The sequence below is a fragment of the Pseudomonas aestuarii genome, from assembly GCF_027988105.1.
Lineage (GTDB): Bacteria > Pseudomonadota > Gammaproteobacteria > Pseudomonadales > Pseudomonadaceae > Aquipseudomonas > Aquipseudomonas aestuarii.
Window position 1 is genome coordinate 423,723 of the sequence record NZ_JAQJZJ010000001.1, and the last position, 24,651, is coordinate 448,373.

At 64.8% G+C, this 24,651-nt stretch carries 18 protein-coding genes and 2 pseudogenes; 14 read left to right on the forward strand and 6 right to left on the reverse strand.

The window, feature by feature from the left end; translation table 11 throughout:
* Nucleotides 1-282: 282 nt before the first annotated feature.
* The 3 genes from PH586_RS01940 to pilB are packed head-to-tail and all read right to left on the reverse strand — an operon-like array spanning nt 283 to nt 4,088.
* Complete coding sequence (locus PH586_RS01940) at nt 283-1,158, reverse strand: prepilin peptidase (protein ID WP_271346084.1); 876 nt, start codon at nt 1,156-1,158, stop codon at nt 283-285.
* On the reverse strand, nt 1,158-2,381 hold the full coding sequence (locus PH586_RS01945; protein ID WP_271346085.1) for a type II secretion system F family protein: 1,224 nt from the start codon (nt 2,379-2,381) through the stop codon (nt 1,158-1,160). Before PH586_RS01945 ends, PH586_RS01940 begins: the two co-directional genes overlap by 1 nt.
* A gap of 3 nt (nt 2,382-2,384) precedes the next feature.
* Nucleotides 2,385-4,088: a type IV-A pilus assembly ATPase PilB gene (pilB, locus tag PH586_RS01950; RefSeq protein ID WP_271346086.1), complete on the reverse strand. Its 1,704-nt coding sequence runs from the start codon at nt 4,086-4,088 to the stop codon at nt 2,385-2,387.
* A 338-nt stretch (nt 4,089-4,426) separates the two neighbouring features.
* On the opposite strand from pilB, the gene PH586_RS01955 reads away from it, so the two are divergent.
* The 5 genes from PH586_RS01955 to PH586_RS01975 all read left to right on the forward strand — a co-directional run bounded on the left by PH586_RS01955 (nt 4,427) and on the right by PH586_RS01975 (nt 7,636).
* The gene (locus PH586_RS01955; protein ID WP_271346087.1) at nt 4,427-4,612 is read left to right on the forward strand and encodes a type IV pilin protein; all 186 of its coding nucleotides are present in this window, start codon (nt 4,427-4,429) and stop codon (nt 4,610-4,612) included.
* A gap of 11 nt (nt 4,613-4,623) precedes the next feature.
* Entirely contained in the window at nt 4,624-5,049 is a 426-nt protein-coding gene (locus PH586_RS01960) for a hypothetical protein (RefSeq protein ID WP_271346088.1), read from the forward strand.
* A 67-nt stretch (nt 5,050-5,116) separates the two neighbouring features.
* Nucleotides 5,117-5,920 carry a hypothetical protein gene (locus PH586_RS01965; protein WP_271346089.1) on the forward strand — a complete coding sequence of 268 codons (804 nt, stop codon included), beginning with the start codon at nt 5,117-5,119 and terminating at the stop codon, nt 5,918-5,920.
* A complete protein-coding gene (locus PH586_RS01970; protein WP_271346090.1) occupies nt 5,917-6,732 on the forward strand; it encodes a hypothetical protein in 816 nt (271 codons plus the stop codon). Before PH586_RS01965 ends, PH586_RS01970 begins: the two co-directional genes overlap by 4 nt.
* Before the next feature lie 10 nt (nt 6,733-6,742).
* Nucleotides 6,743-7,636, forward strand: a complete 894-nt coding sequence (locus tag PH586_RS01975) for an ABC transporter ATP-binding protein (RefSeq protein ID WP_271346091.1) — start codon at nt 6,743-6,745, stop codon at nt 7,634-7,636.
* 249 nt (nt 7,637-7,885) lie between these two features.
* Here the strand turns inward: PH586_RS01975 and nadC are convergent, their stop codons facing one another.
* A complete protein-coding gene (gene nadC, locus PH586_RS01980) occupies nt 7,886-8,734 on the reverse strand; it encodes a carboxylating nicotinate-nucleotide diphosphorylase (protein ID WP_271346092.1) in 849 nt (282 codons plus the stop codon).
* Between the two features lie 377 nt (nt 8,735-9,111).
* Between nadC and PH586_RS01985 the strand changes: the two genes are divergently transcribed.
* The 5 genes and pseudogenes from PH586_RS01985 to PH586_RS23635 all read left to right on the forward strand — a co-directional run bounded on the left by PH586_RS01985 (nt 9,112) and on the right by PH586_RS23635 (nt 15,886).
* Nucleotides 9,112-11,403, forward strand: a complete 2,292-nt coding sequence (locus PH586_RS01985) for a DUF1631 domain-containing protein (protein ID WP_271346093.1) — start codon at nt 9,112-9,114, stop codon at nt 11,401-11,403.
* Between the two features lie 547 nt (nt 11,404-11,950).
* Nucleotides 11,951-12,514, forward strand: coding sequence for a 1,6-anhydro-N-acetylmuramyl-L-alanine amidase AmpD (gene ampD / locus PH586_RS01990; RefSeq protein WP_271346094.1), 564 nt, complete (start codon nt 11,951-11,953; stop codon nt 12,512-12,514).
* Nucleotides 12,511-13,347, forward strand: a complete 837-nt coding sequence (gene ampE, locus PH586_RS01995) for a regulatory signaling modulator protein AmpE (protein ID WP_271346095.1) — start codon at nt 12,511-12,513, stop codon at nt 13,345-13,347. The genes ampD and ampE overlap by 4 nt, the downstream gene beginning before the upstream one ends.
* Nucleotides 13,348-14,824: 1,477 nt before the next feature.
* Nucleotides 14,825-15,028: pseudogene (locus PH586_RS23630) on the forward strand (HAMP domain-containing protein); the annotation flags it as partial.
* 153 nt (nt 15,029-15,181) lie between these two features.
* The gene (locus PH586_RS23635; RefSeq protein ID WP_408636750.1) at nt 15,182-15,886 is read left to right on the forward strand and encodes a methyl-accepting chemotaxis protein; all 705 of its coding nucleotides are present in this window, start codon (nt 15,182-15,184) and stop codon (nt 15,884-15,886) included.
* A 414-nt stretch (nt 15,887-16,300) separates the two neighbouring features.
* Here the strand turns inward: PH586_RS23635 and PH586_RS02005 are convergent, their stop codons facing one another.
* Both PH586_RS02005 and cra read right to left on the reverse strand, forming a co-directional pair.
* Nucleotides 16,301-17,080 (reverse strand): TatD family hydrolase, encoded by a 780-nt coding sequence (locus PH586_RS02005; RefSeq protein WP_271346097.1) that lies wholly within the window; start codon nt 17,078-17,080, stop codon nt 16,301-16,303.
* A 102-nt stretch (nt 17,081-17,182) separates the two neighbouring features.
* On the reverse strand, nt 17,183-18,178 hold the full coding sequence (gene cra, locus PH586_RS02010) for a catabolite repressor/activator (RefSeq protein ID WP_271346098.1): 996 nt from the start codon (nt 18,176-18,178) through the stop codon (nt 17,183-17,185).
* A 167-nt stretch (nt 18,179-18,345) separates the two neighbouring features.
* Here cra and ptsP point away from each other — a divergent pair, with 167 nt between their 5' ends.
* From ptsP to PH586_RS02030, 4 genes and pseudogenes are all read left to right on the forward strand, one after another.
* Nucleotides 18,346-21,222, forward strand: coding sequence for a phosphoenolpyruvate--protein phosphotransferase (gene ptsP, locus PH586_RS02015; protein ID WP_271346099.1), 2,877 nt, complete (start codon nt 18,346-18,348; stop codon nt 21,220-21,222).
* A complete protein-coding gene (pfkB, locus tag PH586_RS02020) occupies nt 21,222-22,157 on the forward strand; it encodes a 1-phosphofructokinase (protein ID WP_271346100.1) in 936 nt (311 codons plus the stop codon). The genes ptsP and pfkB overlap by 1 nt, the downstream gene beginning before the upstream one ends.
* Before the next feature lie 21 nt (nt 22,158-22,178).
* Nucleotides 22,179-23,912, forward strand: coding sequence for a fructose-specific PTS transporter subunit EIIC (locus PH586_RS02025; RefSeq protein WP_271346101.1), 1,734 nt, complete (start codon nt 22,179-22,181; stop codon nt 23,910-23,912).
* A 220-nt stretch (nt 23,913-24,132) separates the two neighbouring features.
* A pseudogene (locus PH586_RS02030) lies at nt 24,133-24,558 on the forward strand (membrane-bound PQQ-dependent dehydrogenase, glucose/quinate/shikimate family); the annotation flags it as partial.
* Nucleotides 24,559-24,651: the final 93 nt, after the last annotated feature.

A 24,651-nucleotide genomic window follows, 5' to 3' on the forward strand; every position in this document is an offset into this window, starting at 1 on the left:
GTTGCCCGGTCGCCGAATTTTGTTGATATGCCGCAGATCGCCATGATGGGTATCGCTTCGCTCAAGCCTGCGCGGCCCGCACCATCCTGCGGTGCTGCAACGCTTTTGTAGGATGTGGCGGGCCGCGTAGGATGCGGTTGAGCGTAGCGATACCCATCGACCGGTTGCCCAATCGCTGAATTATTTTGATACGCCGCGGATCGCCATGATGGGTATCGCTTCGCTCAAGCCTGCGCGGCCCGCACCATCCTACGGCGGGCGGACTATCCGGGCCGCGTAATCCTACGAACCGAACCCGGCAAACTGCAGGTAAGTTCCGGTGATCTGCTCGCCCCAGAGCAGGGCGATCCAGCCGGCGATGGCCAGGTAGGGGCCGAATGGGATGGGGGTGCTGGTTTCGGCATTGCGCAGGCGTAGCATGATCAGGCCGAGCACGGCGCCGACCAGCGACGACAGCAGGATGGTCAGCGGCAGCACCTGCCAGCCGCCCCAGGCGCCGAGCATGGCCAGCAGCTTGAAGTCGCCATAACCCATGCCTTCTTTGCCGGTCACCAGCTTGAACAGCCAGTACACCGACCACAGGCTCAGGTAGCCGCCAATCGCGCCCCACAGGGCGGCTTCCAGGCTGGTGAACAGGCCGAAGTAGTTGGCAATCAGCCCCAGCCAGAGCAACGGCAGCACCAACGAGTCCGGCAGCAGTTGATGGTCGGCGTCGATCAGGCTCATCGCCAGCAGGCCCCAGGTCAGCAGCAGCATGCCGGCGGCCTGCCAGGTAAAGCCGAAGTGCCAGGCCACATAGGCCGACAGCAGGCCGCAGGCCAGCTCGACCAGTGGGTAACGCAGGCTGATCGGCGCCTTGCAGCTGGAGCACTTGCCGCGCAGGAACAGGTAGCTGATGACCGGGATATTCTCCCAGGGCCGAATCTCGTGGCCGCAGTGCGGGCATCTTGAATTGGGCAATATCAGGTTGAACAGCGGCGCGTCCGGCAGTGCCGGCTGCTCGAGGATTTCCCGGGCCTGGGCCTGCCAGTCGCGTTGCATCATCACCGGCAGGCGATACACCAGCACATTGAGAAAGCTGCCGATCAGCAGCCCCAGCAGCAGGCAGATCAGGGTAAAGGCCAGCAAGTTGCCGGCCAGCAACGAGGAGATAGACATCAACCGACCACGCCACCCAAGCTGAAGATAGGCAGGTACATCGCAATGATCAGGCCGCCAACCAGCACACCGAGTACGGACATGATCAGCGGCTCCAGCAGGGTGGTCAGGTTGTCGACAGCGTTGTCGACTTCTGCCTCATAGTAGGAGGCGACCTTGTCCAGCATGGAATCCAGCGAGCCAGACTCTTCGCCAATGGCGGTCATCTGTATGGCCATGGCGGGGAATACTCCGGTGGTGCGCATGGCAAAGTTCAATTGCATGCCGGTGGACACGTCTTGCTTGACCTGGTTGACGGCATTGCGGAACACCACGTTGCCGGTGGCGCCGGCTACCGAGTCGAGCGCCTCGACCAGCGGCACGCCTGCGGCGAAGGTGGTGGCCAGGGTGCGACCGAAGCGGGCCACCGTCGCCTTGTAGAGAATCACGCCAATGATCGGCAGCTTGAGTATGGTGCGGTCCATGGCGTCGCGGAATTTCTCGCTTTTCTGGTGGGCGGTCTTGAACCCATAGGCAAAGCCGAAAAGGCCCAGCAACATCATGAACCACCATTCCTGGAGAAACTCGGACATGCCGATAACCATCTGGGTGAAGGCTGGTAGTTCTGCGCCGAAACCGGCGAAAACTCCCTGGAAGGTCGGCACCACCTTGATCAGCAGGATCGCCGTGACGATCACCGCCACCACGATTACCGAAATCGGGTAGGTCATGGCCTTCTTGATCTTGGCCTTGAGTGCCTCGGTCTTTTCCTTGTAGGTTGCGATCCGCTCCAGCAGTAGCTCCAAGGCGCCGGCCTGCTCGCCGGCATCCACCAGGTTGCAGTACAGGTCGTCGAAGTATTTGGGAAACTTGCGCAGCGAGTTTGCCAGGCTGTTACCCCCCGCGACCTGCTGCTTGACGTCGCCAACCAGGGTGCGCATGTTGGGGTTTTCAAAGCCTTCGCCGATGATGTCGAACGACTGCAGCAAAGGCACGCCAGCGCCCATCATGGTTGCCATCTGTCGGGTGAACAGGGCAATGTCCATGGGCTGGATTTTCTTGCCGGCACCCCCGAAGAGCGCTGCGGGCTTCTTTTTTACCTTGCTCGCGGCTACGCCCTGCACCCGCAGCTGTGCTCTGACCAACGCGACCGAGGTGCCGGCAAGCTCACCCTTGACCTTGTTGCCTTTCTTGTCCTTGCCTTCCCACAGAAAGGTACTGGTCTTCAAAGCTTTTTCAGCCATGGTTTAATCCTTGGTCACTCGGTTCACTTCTTCGAGGCTGGTGATGCCCTGCATGGCCTTCAGCAGGGCCGAAGTGCGCAGGTCATTGAAGCCGTCTTTGCGCATTTGCGCGGAGATATCAATGGAGTTGCCTTCCTCCATGATAATCCGTTGCAGGGCAGGCGTGTTTTTAACCACTTCATAGATTCCGATACGGCCCTTGTAACCGCCGTTGCAATTTTCACAGCCCACCGGGCGATAAATCTTGAAGCTGCCGAGCTGCTCCTGCGGGAAGCCTTCCTCGAGCAGCGCCTCGTGCGGGATCTGCACTTCCTTCTTGCAGTGGCTGCACAGCTTGCGTGCCAGGCGCTGGGCGATGATCAGGCTGACCGAGGTGGCGATGTTGAACGAGGGCACGCCCATGTTGCGCAGGCGGGTCAGGGTTTCCGCGGCGCTGTTGGTGTGCAGGGTCGACATCACCATGTGCCCGGTCTGCGCCGCCTTGATCGCGATCGAGGCGGTGTCCAGATCGCGGATCTCGCCGACCATGATGATGTCCGGGTCCTGGCGCAGGAAGGCGCGCAGCGCGGCGGTGAAGTCCATGCCCTGCTTGGGGTTGACGTTGACCTGGTTGATGCCTTCCAGGTTGATTTCCACCGGGTCTTCGGCGGTGGAGATGTTCACATCCACGGTATTGAGGATGTTCAGGCCGGTGTAGAGCGACACCGTCTTGCCCGAGCCGGTCGGTCCGGTCACCAGGATCATGCCCTGCGGCTGCTTTAGGGCCGCCATGTACAGGTCTTTCTGTCCGGGCTCATAGCCCAGTGCGTCGATGCCCATCTGCGCGCTGGAGGGGTCGAGAATCCGCATCACGATCTTCTCGCCCCACAGGGTCGGGCAGGTGCTGACGCGAAAGTCAATCGACTTGGTTTTCGAAATGCGCATCTTGATCCGCCCATCCTGCGGCCTGCGCCGTTCGGAAATATCCAGCGCGGCCATCACCTTCAGGCGTGCCGAGATGCGTGGTGCCAGCTGGATCGGTGGCCGGGCGATCTCCTGCAGAATGCCGTCGGTACGAAAGCGCACCCGATAGGTTTTTTCGTAGGGCTCGAAGTGCAGGTCCGAGGAGCCGCCGCGGATCGCGTCCAGCAGCATCTTGTTGACGAAGCGCACCACCGGCGCGTCGTCGGCGCTTTCGCCGGCGACGCCGTCGTCCTTGCCGTCATCCACCGCCTGCACGTCGATGCCGTCGAGGTCGACGTCGGCCAGCTCCTCCATGCCGCTGTTGGCCGCCTCGAAGAACTTGTCGATGGCGTCGCCGAGCTTGTCGTCCTCCACCAGCAGTGCTTCGGTGCTCAGGCCGGTGCTGAACTGGATGTCGGTCACCGCCTGGTGGTTGGTCGGGTCGGACAGCGCCACAAACAGCTTGTTGCCGCGGCGGTATAGCGGTAACACGCGGTGTTGGCGACACAGCTTCTCGCTGACCAGCTCGTGCGGCTGGCTGTCCTTGTCGATGGCCTTGAGGTCGCACAGCGGCACGCCGAACTGCTCGGAGGCGATTTCCGCTACCGCACGGCTGCTGGCCAGCTTGTTCTGCACCAGGTAGGACACCAGCGGGATCTTGTTGCGCAGCGCTTGGGCCTGGGCCTGGGCCGCGGCGCGTTCGTCCAGCAGGTCGGCGTTGACCAGTTGGCGCGCCAAACCGGTGAGCATGGGGGCTTCACTCATACAGAGTCCCGGAGAAGAAGATGTGCCCGTCTTATAACCGAGAAGCGTGCAAGCCGCCACATGGCGCGTCGCAACTGACGTTTTTTGTCAGATAGTGGCATGGCTGCACAGGGTGCCGTTTGTGGCTGGCTCATCAGTCAGGCTGGCAAGGCGCATGGGGGGGCAGGTTCGGTAACTGGCGAGAATGGCGCCTGCGCAGGGGCTGGGACGGTTTTTTGTGATGCGTTTGGCGAAGTGGCCTTAGTCAGTAATGGCTGGTGAGTCAGTTGGCACGGCGATTGATTGTGTCAGGTACACGGGGCGACAGGCCACGTCAGTCCACTTCAGGAGATAGATGAATGAAGTCCAAGCAGAACCAGAAGGGTTTTACCCTGATCGAGCTGATGATCGTGGTCGCGATCATCGGTATTCTCGCCGCCATCGCCATTCCGCAGTTCCAGGAATACCAAGCCAAGGGCTACGACAAATCGGCCCAGTCCGATGCGCGTAACCTGCTCACCGCCGGCATCGCCAACTCTCAATAAGGACGAAAAACATGAAAAAGCTCGTATTGGGTTCTGTTGCGCTGATGGCGCTGGCCGGTAACGCTATTGCCGCCGATCAAACGATCACTGCGGCTGGGACAACTGAATATTCCCCGGTATCCGTAACTGTTGACTACACGGTAGATGCGGATGCGGCGAACCGTCTGTTTGTGAAAAACGAGTTTACCTTTACTCTGTCGGCCAAGGTTGTCGCCACCGCCGACGAAGATGCTGATGGTCGTTATATGAGTGTCGGCGCGGTCAATACCGCCGGCCGTAATGCCTTTACCGGCAACAGCGATGGTGGCAGCGTTTCCGCCTGTGGCGATGCGTTGACTGCAGAAGAGGCTAAGGTGGCGGATGCGTTGACCACACATCTCGCGGCACAGTTCTCTTTGGACGATCCTAGTGGTTGTGTCGAGAATGCTGCTATTTAATAAGCTTGTATAAGTTGGTCGTTTTTGCAAAAGCCCCCTGATTGGGGGCTTTTGTTTGGGAGGCAATATGTTGGACCTGGTGCTGATGGGGCTCAGAACCGGCAGTCGGGCGAGTGGGGTGCGCCTGCTGCTGGGCATGGGCGTGCTGCTGGTCGGTCTGGCGCTGCTGGCGGCCAGTTTCTCCGGGCGCCAGCCGATGACGGTGGGGCTGGATGCCGGACTGTCGGGGTTGAGGTTTTTGCTGCTGGTGATAGTGCTGGTCTGGGTTCAGCTATTGCTGGCGCAGGATATCGAGCGCAAGACCCTGTATTTCATGCTGGCTTATCCGTTTACCCGGGCGCAGTTTCTGCTGGCGCGCTTTATGACCTTGGCCCTGCTGGCCTTGTTGGCGACTGCGCTGCTGGGCGGGCTACTGGGCTTGGCCATTGGTGGGCTGGGCGGCGATTACGGGCAGTTGAGTCCAGTGGCCCTGGATGGTCGCTACGCCCTGGTGCTTGTGGGAATCTGGCTGGATCTGCTGGTGGTGTTGGCCTTTGCCATATTGCTCTGCAGTCTGTCGACCACGCCTTTTTTGCCTTTGCTACTGGGGCTGGCGTTTGCCCTGGCGGCCAGGGGTTTGGGGCCGACCTTCGATTATCTGCGCAAGGAGGCTTACCCGGATCCGTCGACGACGCCCTGGTTCACCGCGGTGCTCGACCATGCTTATGTATGGTTACCCGATCTGTCGCGCCTGGATTGGCGGCCGCTGGCGCTCTATGGCTTGCCGGTGGATCCATCCGCTATCGGTCTGGCGCTGCTGATGGTGCTGTCCTATGTGACTGTGTTACTGGTAATCGCTGTGTTGGTGTTTCAGCGTCGAAATTTCACATGAAAAAGCTGCGAATATTGCCGCTGCTGGTCGCGGTCTGGGCGCTGTTTGCCTGGGCCAGTTTGCAATTGCGTGATGCGCCGCGCCTGGATCAGCAGAGTGTGCTGCGTGTGCGCCTGCCCATCCCCGTGCAGTTGGCCTATGCCGGCGGCGACCCTTATCTGGCGGCCAACCTCAACGTGTTTCGCAGCCTGATGGTCGATGCACGCATCTCCGAGGGCGAAACCTACCGGGTGCAGGGGCAGTTGCAGGCCGATGCCTCGTTCTTCAACCCGCGCCATGAAGACAACTATTACGTTGCTTCTGCCATCCTGCCCTGGAACGGTCAGGTCGAGGCTGCGCAGCGGGTGTTGCTGCGTGCCGCGCAGAGTCGCGAGTGGGATATGTGGCCGGCGTTTTTCTATGCCTTCAATGCCATGTATTTCGAGCGCGACATGGCCCGTGCCGGGCACTGGGCCGAGGTGGCGGCGCAGCGCGATACCAGTAATGCGGACTCGTTGCGGGCCATGGCGGCCAAGTGGTACGAACGCGGCGATGACCCGCAGATGGCGCTGAATATCCTCAAGGCCATGCGCGAGCAGAGCCGCGACGCGAACTTCCGCGCCCTGCTGCAGGCGCGTATGGCGCGCCTCGAAGGCTTGCAAGCGCTGCGCGTGGCGGCTGCCGCCTATCGTGCCGAACATGGCGCGCCGCCTTCCCGGCTGGAAGAGCTGCTTGGCTATGGCGGCTTGCCAGCCTTGCCGCAGGATCCATTGCAATTGGGCTATGCCCTGTCTGACGATGGCCAGCCGGTGTTGGTCGATCACAAGCGTTAACGGGATACCAATGAAACTGATCGAAGTGCAGGGCCTGCATAAGGCCTTCAAACTGAAAGGGCGCCGGATCAAGGCGCTGGATGATGTCAGCTTTGCCGTTGAAGTCGGCCAGTCGGTGGGCTTTATCGGCCAGAACGGCGCCGGCAAGAGCACCAGTATCAAGATCCTGTTCGGCGCCCTGCGCGCCGATGCCGGTCAGGCCCTGTTGATGGGGCGCCCGGCGGAGGATCCGTTGTCGCGCCGGGGTGTCGGCTATGTGCCGGAAAACCCCTATCTGTACGAGCAGCTCACCCCGCGCGAGGTGGTGAGCAGCGGCCTACGCCTGCACGGTATCAAGGGTGAGGAAAACCACAAACGCACCGAGCGCTGGCTGGACAAGCTGGACATCGCCTATGCCGCCGACAAGCGCATCCGCAACCTGTCCAAGGGCATGACCCAGCGCACCGCCCTGGCCCATGCCTTCGCCATCCAGCCGCAGTTGCTGATTCTCGATGAACCGATGTCCGGCCTCGACCCGGTGGGGCGACGCCAGGTCGCCGACCTGATGCAAGAGTTCCGCGTGGCGGGTGGCACCCTGTTTTTCTCCTCGCACATCCTGCATGACGTCGAGCGCCTGGCCGACCATTTCGTGATGATCCATCGCGGGCAAGTCCGTGCCCAGCAAAGCGTCACCGAGTTGCTGGCCAGTCAAGGCGACATGGTCCTGCGTTACCTGGGCCGCGCCGGCCTGGATGGTTTCGATCGCGATGCCGGCGAAGTCTGGAAAGGCCAGCTGCCGCGCAGTCAGATAGCCGCCGCCCTGGCGGCCGTCGAAGCCATGGGTGGCGTGCTGCTCAATGTTCACCCGCAGAATTCCCTCGAAGAGTTGTTCGACGCGGTTGTGGGCGCGCCGGCTCAGCCTTGAGTTAGCCGGCACGGTGCATATTTCCGGCTTGGATGGCCTGCGCGTCCGGCCATTGTGCAGGTCATGCTATTTCACGCCCAGGGAGCTGGCCTGCTCGGGGCGTGGATTTGTGCTTCGTGCTCAGGGGTTCTTCTGTCGGGGCTCTTGTGGCTATCGGCGCGGCACAAAGCTGGCGGGTTGTCGCTTTGCTCCGAGCGGATCGCCGCCTGAGTTACCAGCTAGCGGAAGGTTGCCCTGGCAGGGGCTGGGTTACAGGCTCAGGCGCATCGACAAATCCACTGCTTTGACATCCTTGGTCAGGGCACCGATCGAGATGTAGTCGACGCCGGTCTCGGCGATGGTGCGCAGGCTGCTCTCGTTGATGCCGCCCGAGGCTTCCAGCTTGGCGCGGCCCTGGGTGAGGGCGACGGCCTGGCGCATGTCGTCCAGTGAGAGTTCATCGAGCATGACGATGTCGGCGCCGGCGTCTAGGGCTTGTTGCAGTTCTTCCAGGCTTTCCACTTCGACTTCCACCGGTTTGCCGGGGGCGATCTTGTGCGCGGCTTGCACGGCTTCGACGATGCCGCCGCAGGCCGCGATGTGGTTTTCCTTGATCAGGAAGGCGTCGAACAGGCCGATGCGGTGGTTGTGGCAGCCGCCGCAGGTGACGGCGTATTTCTGCGCCAGGCGCAGGCCGGGCAGGGTCTTGCGGGTGTCGAGCAGTTTGACCGCGGTGCCTTGTACCAGGTCGGCATAGTGCTGGCAGCGGGTGGCGACGGCGGACAGGGTCTGCAGGAAATTCAGGGCGCTACGCTCGCCGCTGAGCAGGGCGCGGGCCGGGCCTTCGAGGTGGAACAGGGCCTGGTTGGGGCTGACGCGCTCGCCGTCGCGTACCTGCCAGTGCACGGCGACGCGCGGATCGAGCCGGCGAAACACCGCGTCGACCCAGGCGGTGCCGCAGATCACGGCGGCTTCGCGGGTGATGATGGTAGCGTGAGCCAGGCGCTCGGCCGGGATCAGCTGGGCGGTTATATCGCCGCTGCCTATATCCTCGGTCAGCGCGCGACGCACATTGGCCTCGATTTCGGCAGTCAGGTCGGCGAGGGTCAGGTTCGGCATGATGGGCTCCACAGTCAGGGTCGGGCGATTATAGGGATTGCCGCAGGCGGCTGCAGCGAGATTGCGGATTGTGGGTGCTCGACGGCTTGTCACGAGTGACCTGGCGCGAGTGCGCGGCTAGGCGGCACGGCGTGGGCTGATTATCTGTCTGGATGCCTGCGTCAGTCGGCGCTGCCCGTGGTTGCTGGGCTGGTGTAGTGGATCTGTGATCTGCGTCATATCTGCAGGAAAAGTCTGCTTGGGATGTATCCGGAATACCTATAATCGGATTAGCTTGATGATTGTTGACGCCATAACCTTGACGCTAGGGACGATGCTCGGTTGGTTGCTGTGCAGATCGATTTGCCCAGGAGGGGGCAATCTGCAGGAGAGTCGCAATGAAGACTGATGCGAATGTGGTGCACCTGAACCCGGTGGCCGCGGAGCAATCGCCCACTTCACCGGTAGGAAGACTGCCCGTGGCGCTCATTCACCTACGCGACAAGGCTGCGCAGCAGCTCAAAGACGCCCTGCAAACCCTGTTCGACAATGCCGACGATACGCTGTTCGAGATGGCGGATCGGGCGGCGAGCAATGGCGAGCAGAATGCCTTCTTCGAAGCCATGCGCGATCTGCGTTTGAAGCGCAAGAGTATCGAGCGCGGCTTCCTGCAAGAGGTCTTCGAGCCTTTTGCCACCTTCAATCAATACGAGGTCGGCCGGGCGCCGCTGGGCGCAGTCTCGTTCGACAGTCTGGCGTTGGTTCAGCACGACGAGCTGGAAGTGTCCGTGGCGCTGGAGGCCATGATCGCCAAGGTCATGAGCCGCGACAGCATGGCGGTCAGGCACCTGACCACGCGCCTGAATGCCCTGATCAGCAAGAAACTCGACGACAAGTCCAATCCGCTCGGCCCCGCTGCGCTCTGCTCGGCCTTTCTCGAGGCGTGCAGCAGTTTGGGGGTGGAGATCAAGGTCAAGCTGATCATCCTCAAACTGTTTGAAAAGTATGTGCTGGCCGACCTCGATCAGCTCTATGCCGAGGCCAATCAGCTGCTGGTGGCTGCGGGTGTGTTGCCGGAACTGAAGTCGGCGCCGGTGCGGCGCAACCCGGATCGCTCCCCGGCGGCGCACGACCCCGCGCAGCAGGCCGGCGCCGCTGCTGGCGAGCAGGCCGGCGACAGCGTGCAGGAAGTGTTCGTGGCGCTGCAGGAGCTGCTGGCGCAGGTGCGCGGCCGTGCCATGCCGCGCCGCGAGACGCCGGCCGATGCATCGCCGATCACCAGCCGCGATCTGCTGCGCCTGCTCTCCCATATGCAGCAGCATGCGCCGGCTCCGGTCGGCGATCAGTTCGATCTGCGCGAGCAGCTCGAACAACTGCTCAGCAGTGCCAGCGCCAGAAGCGGCAAGGCGCGGATGGTCGGCGAGGTCGATGAGGACGTTATCAATCTGGTGTCGATGCTGTTCGAATTCATCCTCGATGACCGCACTCTGCCGGATTCGCTGAAAGCGCTGATCGCCCGCCTGCAGATTCCGATGCTCAAGGTCGCGGTGCTGGACAAGACCTTCTTCAGTCGTGGCAGTCATCCGGCCCGGCGCCTGCTCAATGAAATCGCTTCGGCTGCTCTGGGCTGGGGTGAACAGGACGACACGCAGCGCGGCAGCCTCTATCAGAAAATCGAGCAAGTGGTGCAGCGCTTGCTCAACGACTTTGTCGATGATCCGCAGATCTTTGCCGAACTGCTGGCCGACTTTCTCGCTTTCACCGGCAATGAGCGGCGGCGTAGCGAGCTGCTGGAACAGCGTACTCGCGACGCGGAAGAGGGCAGCGCCAAGGCCGAGCTGGCTCGGCGGCAGGTCGAGTTGGCGCTGAATGAGCGCTTGCTCGGCAAGCGCCTGCCCGAGGTGGTGGTGCGCCTGCTGCAGGAGGCCTGGAGCAAGGTGCTGCTGCTGACCTGCCTCAAGCACGGCGTGGACTCGCCCGAGTGGCGGGCAGCGTTGGCGACCATGGACGATCTGGTCTGGAGTGCACAGCCCCACGAGGACCCGGAGGCGCGTCTGCATCTGCTGCAGCTGGTCCCGGGGCTGCTCAAGGCGTTGCGCGAAGGCATGGCCAGCGCGGCGTTCGATCCGTTCTCCACCGGCGAGTTCTTCAGTCAGCTGGAGATTCTGCATGTGCAGGCTTTCCAGCGGTTCAAGCGAGTGATGCCGGCGGCCGAGCAGGATCGGACCGAAGAGCCGGCAGAGCTCGTCAGCGACGCTCCTGAGGCTGCGGGTGAGCCGGCCACGCTGGAACTGTCGCCAGCGGCAGCGCTGGAGGTGCCAGCGATGATCGAGGTGGTCGAGGAAATCGTCCTGCTGGCCCCCGGGCAGATCGGTGTGAGTGCGCCCGAAATCTGCCTGGCCGATGACGACGAAGCCCTGCTGCGGGTTGATAGCTTGCGGGTCGGCAGCTGGGTCGAGTTTCAGGAAGACGCGGAGCACAAGCTGCGCTGCAAGCTGGCCGCGGTGATCAAGCCGACCGGCAAGTACATCTTCGTCAACCGCACCGGCATGAAGATACTGGAAAAAACCCGCATGGGCCTGGCGATCGAGTTCCGCCGCAATGCCATCCGCCTGCTCGACGATGCGCTGCTGTTCGATCGGGCGCTGGAATCGGTAATCGGCAACCTGCGCAAGCTCAAGGGCGCCTGAAAACCCTCGGTTGCTCTGGCCCTGGCGCCGGGGGCGGTTTGCCACGTCCCTTGGGGCAGCGCCCAGCGCTAGGTGGCTGTGGCTGCGCTCCATGTGAATCGCCGCCCGCACCGCCCTGCGGATCCATGGGCGGATTGGTGGATTTAGAGCTATCCACAACCTGTCGGGAGTCACTCGCCGCAGGCAGTGCACTGCTAGTTGTTCGGCGCTGCACAAATTTTGGCGGGCTGTCGCTGCGCTCCGAGGCCGCCCTACGATGGATGGCGGCTGGCTGAGTTTGGAGCAATCTCCAGTCTGTAGGGTGTCACTCGCCGTAGGCAGTGCACCATTGGTCGCTCGGCGCGGCACAACAGCTGGTGGGCTGTCGCTGCGCTTCAAACGGATCGCCGGCCACACCGGCCTACGCCCGAATCGCCGTCTGGCCGCTCTTGCAAGGTAATCACCGCCTTACGAGGCTGCGGCGCTCAGGCAACGTGCATCCGCCATGACCAGTGCTTGGCCCTGCTGCCCGCCTGCTCTAGAGTGGAGGCTCGTTCAAGGAGCCTTTATGCAGCTGGATTCTCGCAGTGGTTGGTGCCAAGGGGTGCACCACTGTCCGTCGCCCAATTTCAATGAGCGCCCGCAGGGTGAGGTTTCCCTGTTGGTGATCCATAACATCAGCCTGCCACCAGGGCAGTTCGCTACCGGCAAGGTGCAGGAATTTTTCCAGAATCGCCTGATCGTCGATGAGCATCCATACTTTGCCGAGATAGCGGCGTTGCGCGTGTCGGCGCATTTCCTGATCGAGCGCGACGGCGCCATCACCCAGTTCGTCTCGTGCAACGAGCGCGCCTGGCATGCCGGGCAGTCGTGTTTCGCCGGGCGGGAGAACTGCAACGACTATTCTCTGGGGATCGAGCTGGAAGGCACCGATGAGCGACCCTTCACCGATGCGCAATATGCCGCATTGGTTGGCCTGACGGTCGAGTTGCAAAGGGTGTATCCGGCGCTCAACCTGGCGCGTATCTGCGGGCACAGCGACATCGCCCCGACCCGCAAGACTGACCCCGGTCCGGCGTTCGATTGGCCACGCCTGCGCGCCGCACTGATGGATAGGAAGGAGAGATCATGAGTTTTCTGGTGTTGTTGCTGGTGCTGTGGGTGGAGAAATTCTCGGCCTGGCGCAACAAGATTCAGCAGGACGGGCCCTGGTTGCGACTGTTGGCCTGGTCGGAACGACAAGCGGATTTTATCGAGAGCCCATGGTTGGCGGTCGTGGTGTTGGTGGTTCTGCCGCTGGTGGCGCTGGGGCTGGTGCTGATGCTGCTCGAGCCGCTGGCCTATGGATGGTTGGCGTTGCCGGTGCACCTGCTGGTGCTGATCTATAGCCTTGGGCGTGGCGATTTGCAGGCGGCGCTCGGGCCGTTTCGCGACAGCTGGCGGCGCGGCGACAGTGAGGCGGCCTATCTGGTCGCCCGGCGTGACCTGGCCCTGGAGGCCGACGAAGAGGGCGTGCTGCTGCAGCAGGTGCAGGGCCATCTGGTGTGGCAGGCCTATCAGAGTTTCTTTGCCGTGATCTTCTGGTACGCGCTGCTTGGCCCATTGGCGGCCTTGGCTTATCGGCTGCTGGCTCTGCTGGCCGAACATGCCGGGCAGGAAGTCTTGCGCGAGCGTGCCGTGCAGCTGCGGCATGCTTTCGACTGGATGCCCGTGCGGGCACTGGCGGCGAGTTTCGCCCTGGTCGGTCATTTCGTGGCGGTCAATCGGGCGTTGCTGCATGAATTGTTGAGCTGGGACATCAGTGCAGCCCAGCTGGTGATCGACGTTGGACGCGCGGCCTGCGAGACGCCGGAGCCGGTGATCGGCGAAGTCGGGGTGCGCAGCCTGGACAGCTTGTGGCAGCTGCTGGTGCGCGCCGCCGTGCTCTGGTACGTCGTATTCGCCCTGTGGGAGCTGCTCTACTGATTCCGCGCGGTCGCGGGCTTTTCTAGGCGCTGGCTGAGCGGAGCGACACCCATCGGCGCTCAGCCATCATCATCGGTCAAATCAATCCATCGACGCATACGCTTCGGCGCTCTCCGGGGCGTGGTTGCGCGGGCGGCAGATTTCCCGCAGTTCACCCAGAACGCTGTGTGGGCTGGCGTTGCGCTCAGCCTGCGCTGGCCGCGTCATTTGATGGGGCGCCGGTCGGCCAGCCCCGCCGGCGCATGCACCGCTCCTGCTGAGGATCAAGAGCAGAAGATAGTGGGTGCTTAACCTTAAGTTACAGAGTTTGCTGTCGATACCGGGTATACAAGCACACAGTGCTCGATCGAGCGGCCAGGGGGGCTCAGGCGGATCTGCCGGACTGGCTGCTGCGCATTGATCGGGACGCTTCAGGGCGGGCTGCAAGGGATGCAACCATCACCGCGGAAGCCTTTTCGCGGTCAACCTTGTAACGCTTCATAACAATAATGAGAACGGGAGACGTCTTGTGAAGACCGTGCTGTATCCGGCCATCGCGCTAATGAATCGCCTCAGCTTCGGCATGAAGTTCAGCTTGATCAGTGTCTTGTTCTTTCTGCCCATGCTGGTCACCAACTTCTATCTGGTACGCGACTCCTATCGTCAGTTCGTCAGTACCCAGGCGGCCCTGGAGAGTATCGACCTGCTCGGTCAGGGGCTGAATTTACGGCGCGACCTGGAAGACTTCTCCGACCTGGCGGAAATCAACGTGATGATCGGTCAGTCCGGTCAGGCCGGCGACCTCGAGAGTCGCATCACGCGCCTGCAAGGCTCCATCGCGGAGCGCCTGCGCGACTTGGCGCCGGTGGTGCACGAGGCCGAGCAGATCGACGAATTCACCGCCAAGCGCGATGAAATGGTTGCCGAGCTGGCCGCGGTACAGAGCGAGACGTCGCTGCAAGGCAAAGCGGCCATGGCCAAAAAGCTATTGGGCCAGTCGCAGGTCTTTATCAAGCTGATCGCCGCTCAGGCCGGACTCAGCCAGGATCGTCAGCGCGAAGTGCGGCAGATGACCGAGCTGATCGTCGGCATCACGCCACGGGTTGTCTCCGCATTGGGTGAAGGCCGGACGATGGGTGCTGCTTCCCTGGGGCAGGGCTTTCTCAATTCGGGCACCAGTACCAAGTTCGATGATTTGCTGCTGGAGCTGGAAAAACTCCACGCCGAATATGGCTTGAACCTGCAGGAGGCCTTGAGCAGCAGCCCGGCTGCGCGCGCGGCACTGGAAGCCCTGGCCACGGCCAGCCAGGCGACCCTGAAGACCAGCGCTGTGCTGTTCGAAGACCAGGTGGTGATTGCCGATACCCTGGATACGCCCTGGACGCAGTTCTATGAGCAAGTCGACGCGGCCATGGGCAAGACCTATGAGCTGAACGAGGCGGTGCTGGCTTTCCTCGATCAGCAACTGCAGGAGCGGCTGCAGGAAAACCGTGGGCAGATGGTCCTGTTGGTTGCGGCGCTGGTGGTGGTGTTCCTGCTGATCGGCTACCTCTATGGCGCCTTCTATGTGTCGACCCGCAGCACCTTGAAGAGCCTCGGCGAGGTCATGAACAAGGTCGCGGCCGGCGATATGACGGTCAGCTTCACCGCGCAGAGCAAGGATGAGCTGGGCGAGCTGGGGCAGGTATTCAACGAGACCGTGCGCAAGATCCATGACCTGATCGAGCGGGTTGGCCAGACCGTGGGCGAGGTCGAGCGTCAGGCCGACAGCGTGGAGCTGGTCTCGGGTGAGAGCAACCAGGCGGTCGCTGGGCAACGCAGCCAGATCGAGCAGGTGGCGACGGCGATGAACCAGATGTCCGCCACCGCCCAGGAGGTCGCGCGTAGCGCCGCTGCGGCGGTCGACAGCGCGCAGAGCGTGAACAACGAAACCGTCAGCGGCCGCGCCTTGGTCGAGTCCCAGGTCGGCAGCATTCAGCGCCTGTCCAGTGAGATCGACCAGTCGGTGGCGGTGATCAACCAATTGGCCAGCGACAGTGCCTCGATCAGCCAGGTGCTGGACGTGATCAAGGGCATCGCCGAACAAACCAACCTGCTGGCCCTCAACGCGGCTATTGAGGCGGCGCGGGCTGGCGAACAGGGCCGCGGTTTCGCCGTGGTCGCCGATGAAGTGCGCAACCTGGCCAAGCGCACCCAGCAGTCCACCGAGCAGATCGAGAACATGATCGACAAGCTGCAGGGCGGCGTCGGGGCGGCGGTCAAGGCCATGGGCGCCAGCCATCAGATGGCCAGTGGCACGGTCAGCGAGTCGGGCAAGGTGCAACAGGCGCTGGAGAACATCCTCGGCGCGGTGGGCATGATCGTCGATCAGAGCCAGCAGATCGCCGCGGCCGCCGAGCAGCAGACGGCGGTGGCGCACGATATCGACCAGAATATCGTCGAGATCAACCGCGCCGGCGAACGTACCGCCGCAGGCGCCAGCCAGACCGAGTCGGCCAGCCGCGAGTTGTCCGTACTGGTATCACGCCTGAAGCAACTGATCGGCGCGTTCCGCGTCTGAGGCTTGTTGCACAACCGACAAGGCCCGCCAATTGGCGGGCCTTGTCGTTTACGCCCGCTGCGCAGAACGGACTGGCGGCGCTCCGTTTGGGGGTGGGCAGCCGGGTCGCCGTCCGCTCGGAGCGCAGCGACAGCCAGCCAGCTTTTATGTCGCACCGAGCGGCCAATGGTGCACTGCCTGCGGCGAGTGACACCCTACGGATCGCTAATCATCCCGGATCGGGCGGATTGCTCCGAGACGGTAGGGCGGCTTCGGAGCGCAGCGACAACCCGCCAGCTTTTATGCCGCACCGAGCGGCCAATGGTGCACTGCCTGCGGCGAGTGACACCCTACGGATCGCTAACCATCCCGGATCGGGCGGATTGCTCCGAGACGGTAGGGCGGCTTCGGAGCGCAGCGACAACCCGCCAGTTTTTATGCCCAACCGAACAACTCCGCGGCATTGCGGCTGCTGGCTTCGGCCAGTTGCTCCGGCTCGATATTCATCAGTCGCGCCAGCTCGGCGCAGATTTCCGGTAGGTATTCCGGGCTGTTGCGCTGGTGCGGGTGCATGGCCGGGGCCATGTCCGGGGCGTCGGTTTCCAGCACCACGGCCTCCAGTGGCAGGCGCGCCAGGGTCTGCTGCAGACGCTTGGCCTGGGGCCAGGTCGGCGCGCCGCCTAGGCCCAGTTTGAAGCCCAGCTTGAGGTATTCGCGGGCTTCTTCAAAGCTGCCGGCGAAGGCGTGGATGATGCCGCCGCGTGGCGGCCTGAGGCGTTTCAGGGTGGCGATGGTGACGGCGTGGGCGCGGCGCACGTGCAGCAGGGCCGGCAGCTCGAACTCCAGGGCCAGGTGCAGTTGTGCCTCGAACAGCGTCTGTTGGCGTTCGCGGTCGAGCTGTTCGAGAAAGTAATCCAGGCCGAACTCGCCCAGCGCACAGAGTTGCCGGTGGCCGGCCAGGCGCTGCAGCCAGTCGCGCAATTCGCGCAGGTGTTCGGGGCGGTGGTGGTCGAGGAACACCGGGTGCAGGCCGAAGGCGGCATACAGGCCGGTATCGCCCTGCACCAGGTCCCACAGCCGCTGCCAGTTGCCCTGGTGTACGCCGAGCACCACCAGGCGCTCTACACCCTGGGCGCGGCAGCGCGCGAGCAGCTCGGCGCGGTCGGCGTCGAAGTCGGGGAAGTCGAGGTGGGTGTGGGTGTCGATCAGGCGCATGGACAAAGCATCGGCGATTTGCCGGCGCTGCGCCAGTCGGCATGCCGCCTGGTCAATCTGGGCGCGGCTTCAATCGCTAAGGATACGGCGGGCACTCGGTTGCTACAGCGCGCGGCGGATCTTGAGAATCCGCGGGATGGCTTCGATACCGGGTTGGTAGTCGTTGTGCTCGATGGCGCGCAGGGCCAGGTCGAGGACGCGCTCGGCGATCTGCGCGTGTTGCTGGACTATGGCGTTGACCCGCAGCGGCAGGAAATCCAGCAACTGGGTGTCGCCGAAGGTGGCCAGGCGCAGACCCTCGACGCCCGGCCCCGACTGTTCCTGCAAGGCATCGAAGACCCCTTCGAGCAGGACGTAGGCGGTGGTGATCAGCGCATCCGGCAGGTCGGCGGGGTTGTCCAGCAGGGCGCGCATCTGCCGGTAACCACAGGCGCGGTTGAATTGTTCGGCGTGGCTGACGCTGACGGTGCCGGCGAAACCACTCAGGGCCTGACGAAAGCCGCGTTCGCGGGCCTGGCTGATCGGCAGCTCCGGGCGCGCGCCGATCAGGGCGATATGCCGCGGCGGCGGGCTGAGCAGGCTGGACGTGAGCAGGGCGCCGGCCTGCTGGTCGTCGCTGACCACCGAGCAGATGTGCGCGGGATCGAGGGCGCGGTCGACGGCGATCACCGGCACGCCGGCCGCGAGCAGGTGCCGGTAGGCCGGCTCGTCCTGCGGCAGGCAGCTGGCGACGATCAGCGCGTCGCAGCGGCGCGAGCGGAACAGTTCGAGCACCTGGCGTTCGCTGTCCGGGTCGTCATCGGAGCTGGCGATCAGCAACTGATAGCCGGCGGCGCGGGCGCGCTGTTCGAGCAGCTTGGCCAGGCGCGCGTAACTGGGGTTCTCCAGGTCCGGCAGGATGAAGCCCAGGCAGCGGCTCTGCCCGCGGCGCAGGCCGGCGGCTTGCTGGTCGGGGCGGTAGCCGTGGCGCTCGACCACTTCCAGTACCCGCGCCACGGTGGCGGCGCTGATCCGCCGTTTGTCGGCCTGACCGTTGATCACGTAACTGGCGGTGGTCACGGAAACCTGGGCCAGGCGGGCGATGTCGCTGAGTTTCAAAGTGGAGTCCTGGGTGGGATGACGGCCGGGCTTCAAGGATCGCCGATTATCAGGTAACGTGCCAGCCATTAGGTGAAACGATTCAGCAAGTCGCCAGAGTGACTATTCTGTGCGAATAGTCGGGTCTTCACCCTAGCGCCGCCGTCAGTTGCCAGAGGATATCTTCGATGCTCGAGTTGAATGTCACGCAGATCCAGATGGGCCGCAGTGCCGCGGATAAACCGGCGGCGCTGGCGCTGCTGGCCGATCGCCTGGTGCACGATGATTTGGTCGCCCCCGGCTATCTGGCCGGCATGCAGGCGCGCGAAGCGCAGGGTTCGACCTACCTGGGCCAGGGCATCGCGATTCCCCATGGCACCCCGGAAACCCGCGATCAGGTGCATTGCACCGGCGTGCGCCTGATCCAGTTCCCCGAGGGGGTGGACTGGGGCAATGGGCAGATGGTCTACCTGGCGATTGCCATCGCTGCCCGCTCGGATGAGCACCTGCGCCTGCTGCAACTGCTGACCCGCGCCTTGGGCGAAGGCGATCTCGCCCCGGCGTTGCGCGAGGCGCAAGCGCCCGAGGCGATAGTCGCGCTGCTGCAGGGCGCACCGCAGGAACTGGCGCTGGACAGCCAGCTGATCGGCCTGGGCGTGGCGGTCGAGGATTTCGACGAGTTGCTCTGGCAGGGCGCGCGGTTGCTGAAGAAGGCCGGTTGCGCCGAGTCGGGCTTCGCCAACAGCCTGGCCCAGGGCCAGCCGCTGCCGCTGGGCAACGGCCTGTGGTGGCTGCACAGCGATCAGGCGGTGCTCAGTCCGGGCCTGGCGTTCGTCACCCCAGCGCAGCCGCTCGACTATCGGGGCCAACCACTGACCGGCCTGTTCTGCCTGGCCAGCCTCGGCGAGGCCCATCGGCAATTGCTCGAGCGCCTGTGCGATTTGCTGATTGAGGGCCGCGCCGCAGCCTTCAGCCAGGCGACTAGCAGCCGCAGCGTGCTCGAGGCCCTGGGCGGCGAAGTGCCGGCCGACTGGCCGATGCGCGCCGTGGTCCTGGCCAATAGCCATGGCTTGCATGCCCGCCCGGCCAAGGTCCTGAGCGAAATCGCCCTGGCCTTCGCCGGCGAGGTGCGGGTGCGCCTGGCCGGCGAGGCGGGACCCGGGGTCTCGGTCAAGAGCCTGAGCAAGCTGCTGGCGCTCGGCGCGCGGCGCGGTCAGGCACTGCAGTTCAGCGCCGAACCGGCGATCGCCGGCGAAGTCCTGCCGGCCTTGGAAGCCGCCGTGCTGGCCGGTCTCGGCGAAAGCATCGAACCCTTGCCGCTGGCCGAGACAGGCTTGTCGGCCGGCGCCGCGGCAACTGTCAGCGCGGCGGCCAAGGCCCAGGCACCGGCTGCCGGCGCGCGTCTGCAGGCAGTGGCCGCGGCGCCGGGTATCGCCATCGGCCCGGCGCTGGTGCGGGTGCCACCGCTGCTCGATTACCCGCAGCAAGGCCAGGGCGCGACCCTGGAGCAGCAGCGTTTGAGCGCGGCGCTGGAGCAGGTCGGTGCCGACATTCAGCGCCTGGTCGAGGCCACGAGCGAGGCCAATATTCGCGAGATCTTCATCACCCACCAGGCGATGCTGCGTGACCCGGCCCTGGCCGAGGACGTCACGGCGCGCCTGGGCGAGGGGCTCAGTGCCGAGGCGGCCTGGGCGGGCGAGATCGAGGTGGCGGCGAGCCAGCAGGAAGCCTTGCATGATGCGCTGCTGGCCGAACGTGCCGCCGATCTGCGCGACATTGGTCGCCGCGTGCTGGCTCGGCTGTGTGGCGTCGAGGCGCCGCACGAGCCGGACGAACCCTACATTCTGGTGATGGACGAAGTGGCGCCTTCGGATGTCGCCAGCCTCGATCGACAGCGCGTCGCCGGCATCCTCACCGCGCGCGGCGGGGCCACCGCACACAGCGCGATCATCGCCCGCACGCTGGGCATCCCGGCGGTGGTGGGTGCCGGCGAGGCGGTCTTGGCATTGGCCCAGGGCACCGTGCTGTTGCTCGATGGCGATCACGGCCTGGTCCGCGTGGCACCCGATCAGCCGACCCTGGCGCAGGCGTTGCGCCAGCGCGAGGCCAGCGAAGCCCGTCGCGAACGCGCCCATGCCGAACGCATGCAGCCGGCGGTGACCCGTGACGGCCATCGCCTGGAAGTGGCGGCCAATATCGGCGCCAGCGGAGACACCGCCGCGGCGGTCGAACTGGGCGGCGAGGCGGTGGGTCTGCTGCGCACCGAGCTGGTGTTCATGGATCACCCCCAGGCGCCGAACCAGGCGACCCAGGAGGCCGAATACCGGCGCGTGCTCGATGCCCTCGACGGCCGGCCGCTGGTGGTGCGCACCCTGGATGTCGGCGGCGACAAGCCGCTGCCGTACTGGCCGATGCCGGCGGAGGCGAATCCGTTCCTTGGTGTGCGCGGCATCCGCCTCAGCCTGCAGCGCCCGGAGATCCTGGAAACCCAGTTGCGCGCCTTGCTCGCCGCCGCCGAGGGCCGGCCGCTGCGGATCATGTTCCCGATGGTCTGCGGCGTCGAGGAGTGGCGCAGCGCGCGGGATATGGCGCTGCGCCTGCGCGAAGAGATTCCGCTGGCCGATCTGCAGCTGGGGATCATGGTCGAGGTGCCCTCGGCGGCGCTGCTGGCGCCGGTGCTGGCGTGCGAGGTGGACTTCTTCAGCATCGGCACCAACGACCTGACCCAGTACACCCTGGCCATCGACCGCGACCACCCGACCCTGTCGGCCCAGGCCGATGGCCTGCATCCGGCGGTGCTGCGCCTGATCGGCATGACCGTCGAGGCCGCCCACGCCCAGGGCAAGTGGGTCGGGGTGTGCGGCGAACTGGCCTGCGACATGCTCGCGGTGCCCCTGCTGGTCGGCCTGGGGGTGGACGAGTTGAGCGTCTCGCCGCGCAGCATCGCCCTGGTCAAGGCGCGGGTGCGCGAGCTGGACTTCAGTCAGAGCCAGCTGCTGGCCCGCCAGGCCCTCGGCCTGGACAGCGCCGCGGCAGTGCGCGCCCTGGTCGAGGAGATCGGCTGATGGCGCGCATTCTCAGCCTGACCCTGAACCCGGCGCTGGACCTGACCGTGTCGCTCGATACCTTGCAGGTCGGCGCGGTCAATCGCAGCCTGGGGCTGCACAGCCACGCCGCCGGCAAGGGTCTGAACGTGGCCCAGGTGCTCGCCGATCTGGGCCACAAGGTCACGGTCAGCGGGTTTCTTGGGCAGGCCAACGCCGCGCCCTTCGAGGCGCTGTTCGCCCGCCGTGGGTTCGTCGACGCCTGCGTCCGCGTGCCCGGCGAAACCCGCAGCAATATCAAACTGGCCGAGCGCGGCGGGCGGATCACCGACCTCAATGGTCCGGGGCCGCAGGTCGGGGCGGTGCACCAGGCCGAGCTGCTCGAGGCGCTGGAGCAGATCGTGGCGGGTCACGATGCCATCGTGGTCGCCGGCAGCCTGCCGCAGGGCGTCAGCCCCGAGTGGTTCGCCGCGCTGTTGCGCCGGCTGCAGGCATTCGGCCTGCCGCTGGCGCTGGACAGCAGTGGCGCCGCATTGCGCGCCGGGCTTGGCGTGGCGCCCTGGTTGATCAAGCCCAACGAGGAGGAACTGGCCGAGGCCTGCGCTTTGCCGGTGTCCTCGGCGGCCGAGTTGCGCGCCGCGGCGCTGCGCCTGCGTGCCTCGGGCGTGGAGCATGTGCTGCTGTCGCGCGGCGCCGAGGGCGTCTACTGGTTCGGCCCGGACATTGCGCTGCAGGCACGGCCGCCGCGGGTCGAGGTGGTCAGTACGGTGGGCGCCGGCGACTCGCTGCTGGCCGCCACGCTGCACGGCCTGCTGAGTGGCTGGCCGGCAGAGCGCACGTTGCGTCTGGCCACCGCGATCGCCGCCCAGGCAGTCACCCAGCTCGGTTTCGGTATACACGACAGGGAACAACTGGCACGCCTGGAAGCGGGCGTGGCTGTCGCGTCCCTGGATTAAAACAATAATGAGGTCATTGCCATGAATCTGCTGATTGTCACCGCCTGCCCCAATGGCATGGTCACCAGCGTGCTCTGCTCGCGTTTACTGCAAGCCGCCGCCCAACGTCTGGGCTGGACGAGCCGGGTCGAGGTGCATGACCCCAAGGCGATAGGTTCGCCGCTGAGCGACGCCGACATCGCCGCCGCCGAGCTGGTGGTGGTGGTCAAGACCGGCGACCTGTCGCTGCAACGCTTCGTCGGCAAACGCCTGGTGCAATCCACCCCGGCCGAAGCGCTGGTCGATCCGCAGCAGTTCCTGCGCGCCGCCGCCGAACACGCCGAGGTCCTGCAGCAGGATGCGCCGGCGCTCGCCGAGACGACTGCGCGGCCACGCCTGGTCGCGGTGACCGCCTGCCCGACCGGGGTGGCGCACACCTTCATGGCCGCCGAGGCCCTGCAGCAGGCCGCCGAGCAGCTCGGCTACCAGCTGCAGGTGGAAACCCGCGGTTCGGTGGGCGCGCGCAATGTGCTGGATGACGCCGCCATCGCCGCCGCCGACGTGGTGCTGCTGGCCACCGATATCGAGGTGGACACCGCGCGCTTTGCCGGCAAGAAGGTGTTTCGCTGCGGCACCGGGGTGGCCCTCAAGCAGCCCCGGCAGACCCTCGAGCGCGCCCTGGTCGAGGCCCAGCCGCTGGCCGCTGGCGACCAGGGCGAGGCCGCGCAGTCTGGGCCCGCCGCTCAGGGCGGGGCCTACAAGCACCTGCTCACCGGGGTGTCCTTCATGTTGCCGATGGTGGTGGCCGGCGGCCTGATGATCGCCCTGTCGTTCGTCTTCGGCATCGAGGCGTTCAAGCAGGAGGGCAGCCTGGCCGCCGCGCTGATGCAGATTGGCGGCGACGCCGCGTTCAAATTGATGGTGCCGGTGCTGGCCGGCTATATCGCCTATTCGATCGCCGACCGTCCCGGCCTGGCGCCGGGGATGATCGGCGGCCTGCTCGCCAGCTCGCTGGGTGCGGGTTTCATCGGCGGCATCATCGCCGGCTTCCTCGCCGGTTATGCGGCCAAGGCCATCGCCCGCTGGGTGCAGTTGCCGGCCAGCGTCGAGGCGCTGAAACCGATCCTGATCATCCCGCTGCTGGCCAGCCTGTTCACTGGCCTGGTGATGATCTACGTGGTCGGTAAGCCGGTGGCGGGTATGCTGGTCGGCTTGACCAGCTTTCTCGACAGCATGGGCAGCACCAACGCCATCCTGCTTGGCCTGCTGCTCGGCGGCATGATGTGCGTCGACCTCGGTGGGCCGATCAACAAGGCCGCCTACGCCTTCTCCGTCGGCCTGCTGGCCTCGCAGAGCTACGCACCCATGGCCGCGGTGATGGCCGCCGGCATGGTGCCGCCACTCGGCATGGCCATCGCCACCCTGATTGCCCGGCACAAGTTCGCCCAGAGCGAGCGCGAAGCCGGCAAGGCCGCCGGGGTGCTGGGGCTGTGCTTCATCTCCGAAGGGGCGATCCCCTTCGCGGCCAAGGACCCGCTGCGAGTGATCCCGGCGAGCATCGCCGGCGGCGCCCTGACCGGTGCGCTGTCGATGTACTTCGGCTGCAAGCTGATGGCGCCGCACGGCGGTCTGTTCGTGCTGCTGATCCCCAATGCGATCAACCATGCGGTGCTCTATCTGCTGGCCATCGTCGCCGGCAGCCTGCTGACCGGGGTGGTGTATGCCTTGATCAAGCGGGGCGAGGCGCAGCCGCTGCTGGTCGGGGCCGCGGCCTGAGGGAAACAGCAGTCCCCAGGGCTGAACTAAGGCACCTCAGCCGTATCCACAGATAGCGTGGCCGGGCTGATGTTCGCTCGGCGTCGCGGTGCCATCGGACTCTACGCGCTGTTGCTGCTCGCCACGCTGGCCTGGGCCCTGTACGAGGTGCGCTTCGACTGGTGGCAGCTGGCGCCGCGTATCGACCTCTGGCGCATCCTCGGTCTCTGGTTGATCTTGCCGGTTATCAATCGCCATGTCGGTACTCGGGCTGCCATGCCAGACGCCGCCCTGGGGCTTTGTCAGCGCCGTCGATCTGCGCAGCATGCAACCGGTATGGATGCACAAGAACGGCACCAGCCGCGACAGTGCGCCGCTCGGCATCCCCTTTGCGGTGGGTACGCCGGGGCTGGGCGGACCCGTGGTAACGGCCGGAGGCGTTGCTTGCCTCAGCGGCACGCTGGACTACTACCTGCGGGCGTATGACCTGCAGAATGGCGAGCAACTGTGGAAAGCGCGGCTGCCGGCGGGCGGTCAGGCGACGCCCATGACCTATGTGTCGGCGAAGCCCGGCAAGCAGTACGTGGTGCAGATGGCCGGCGGGCATGGATCCTTCGGTACCAAGATCGGCGATTCGCTGATTGCCTGGACGCTCGCCGAGGAGTAGCCGGACGCGCGATGCATTCGCCAGCCGGCGGGCAAGACGATTGCGACCCCGGATCGGAGAGCTGTTTGGCTGCTGGTTTGCCGTCCGTGCGTT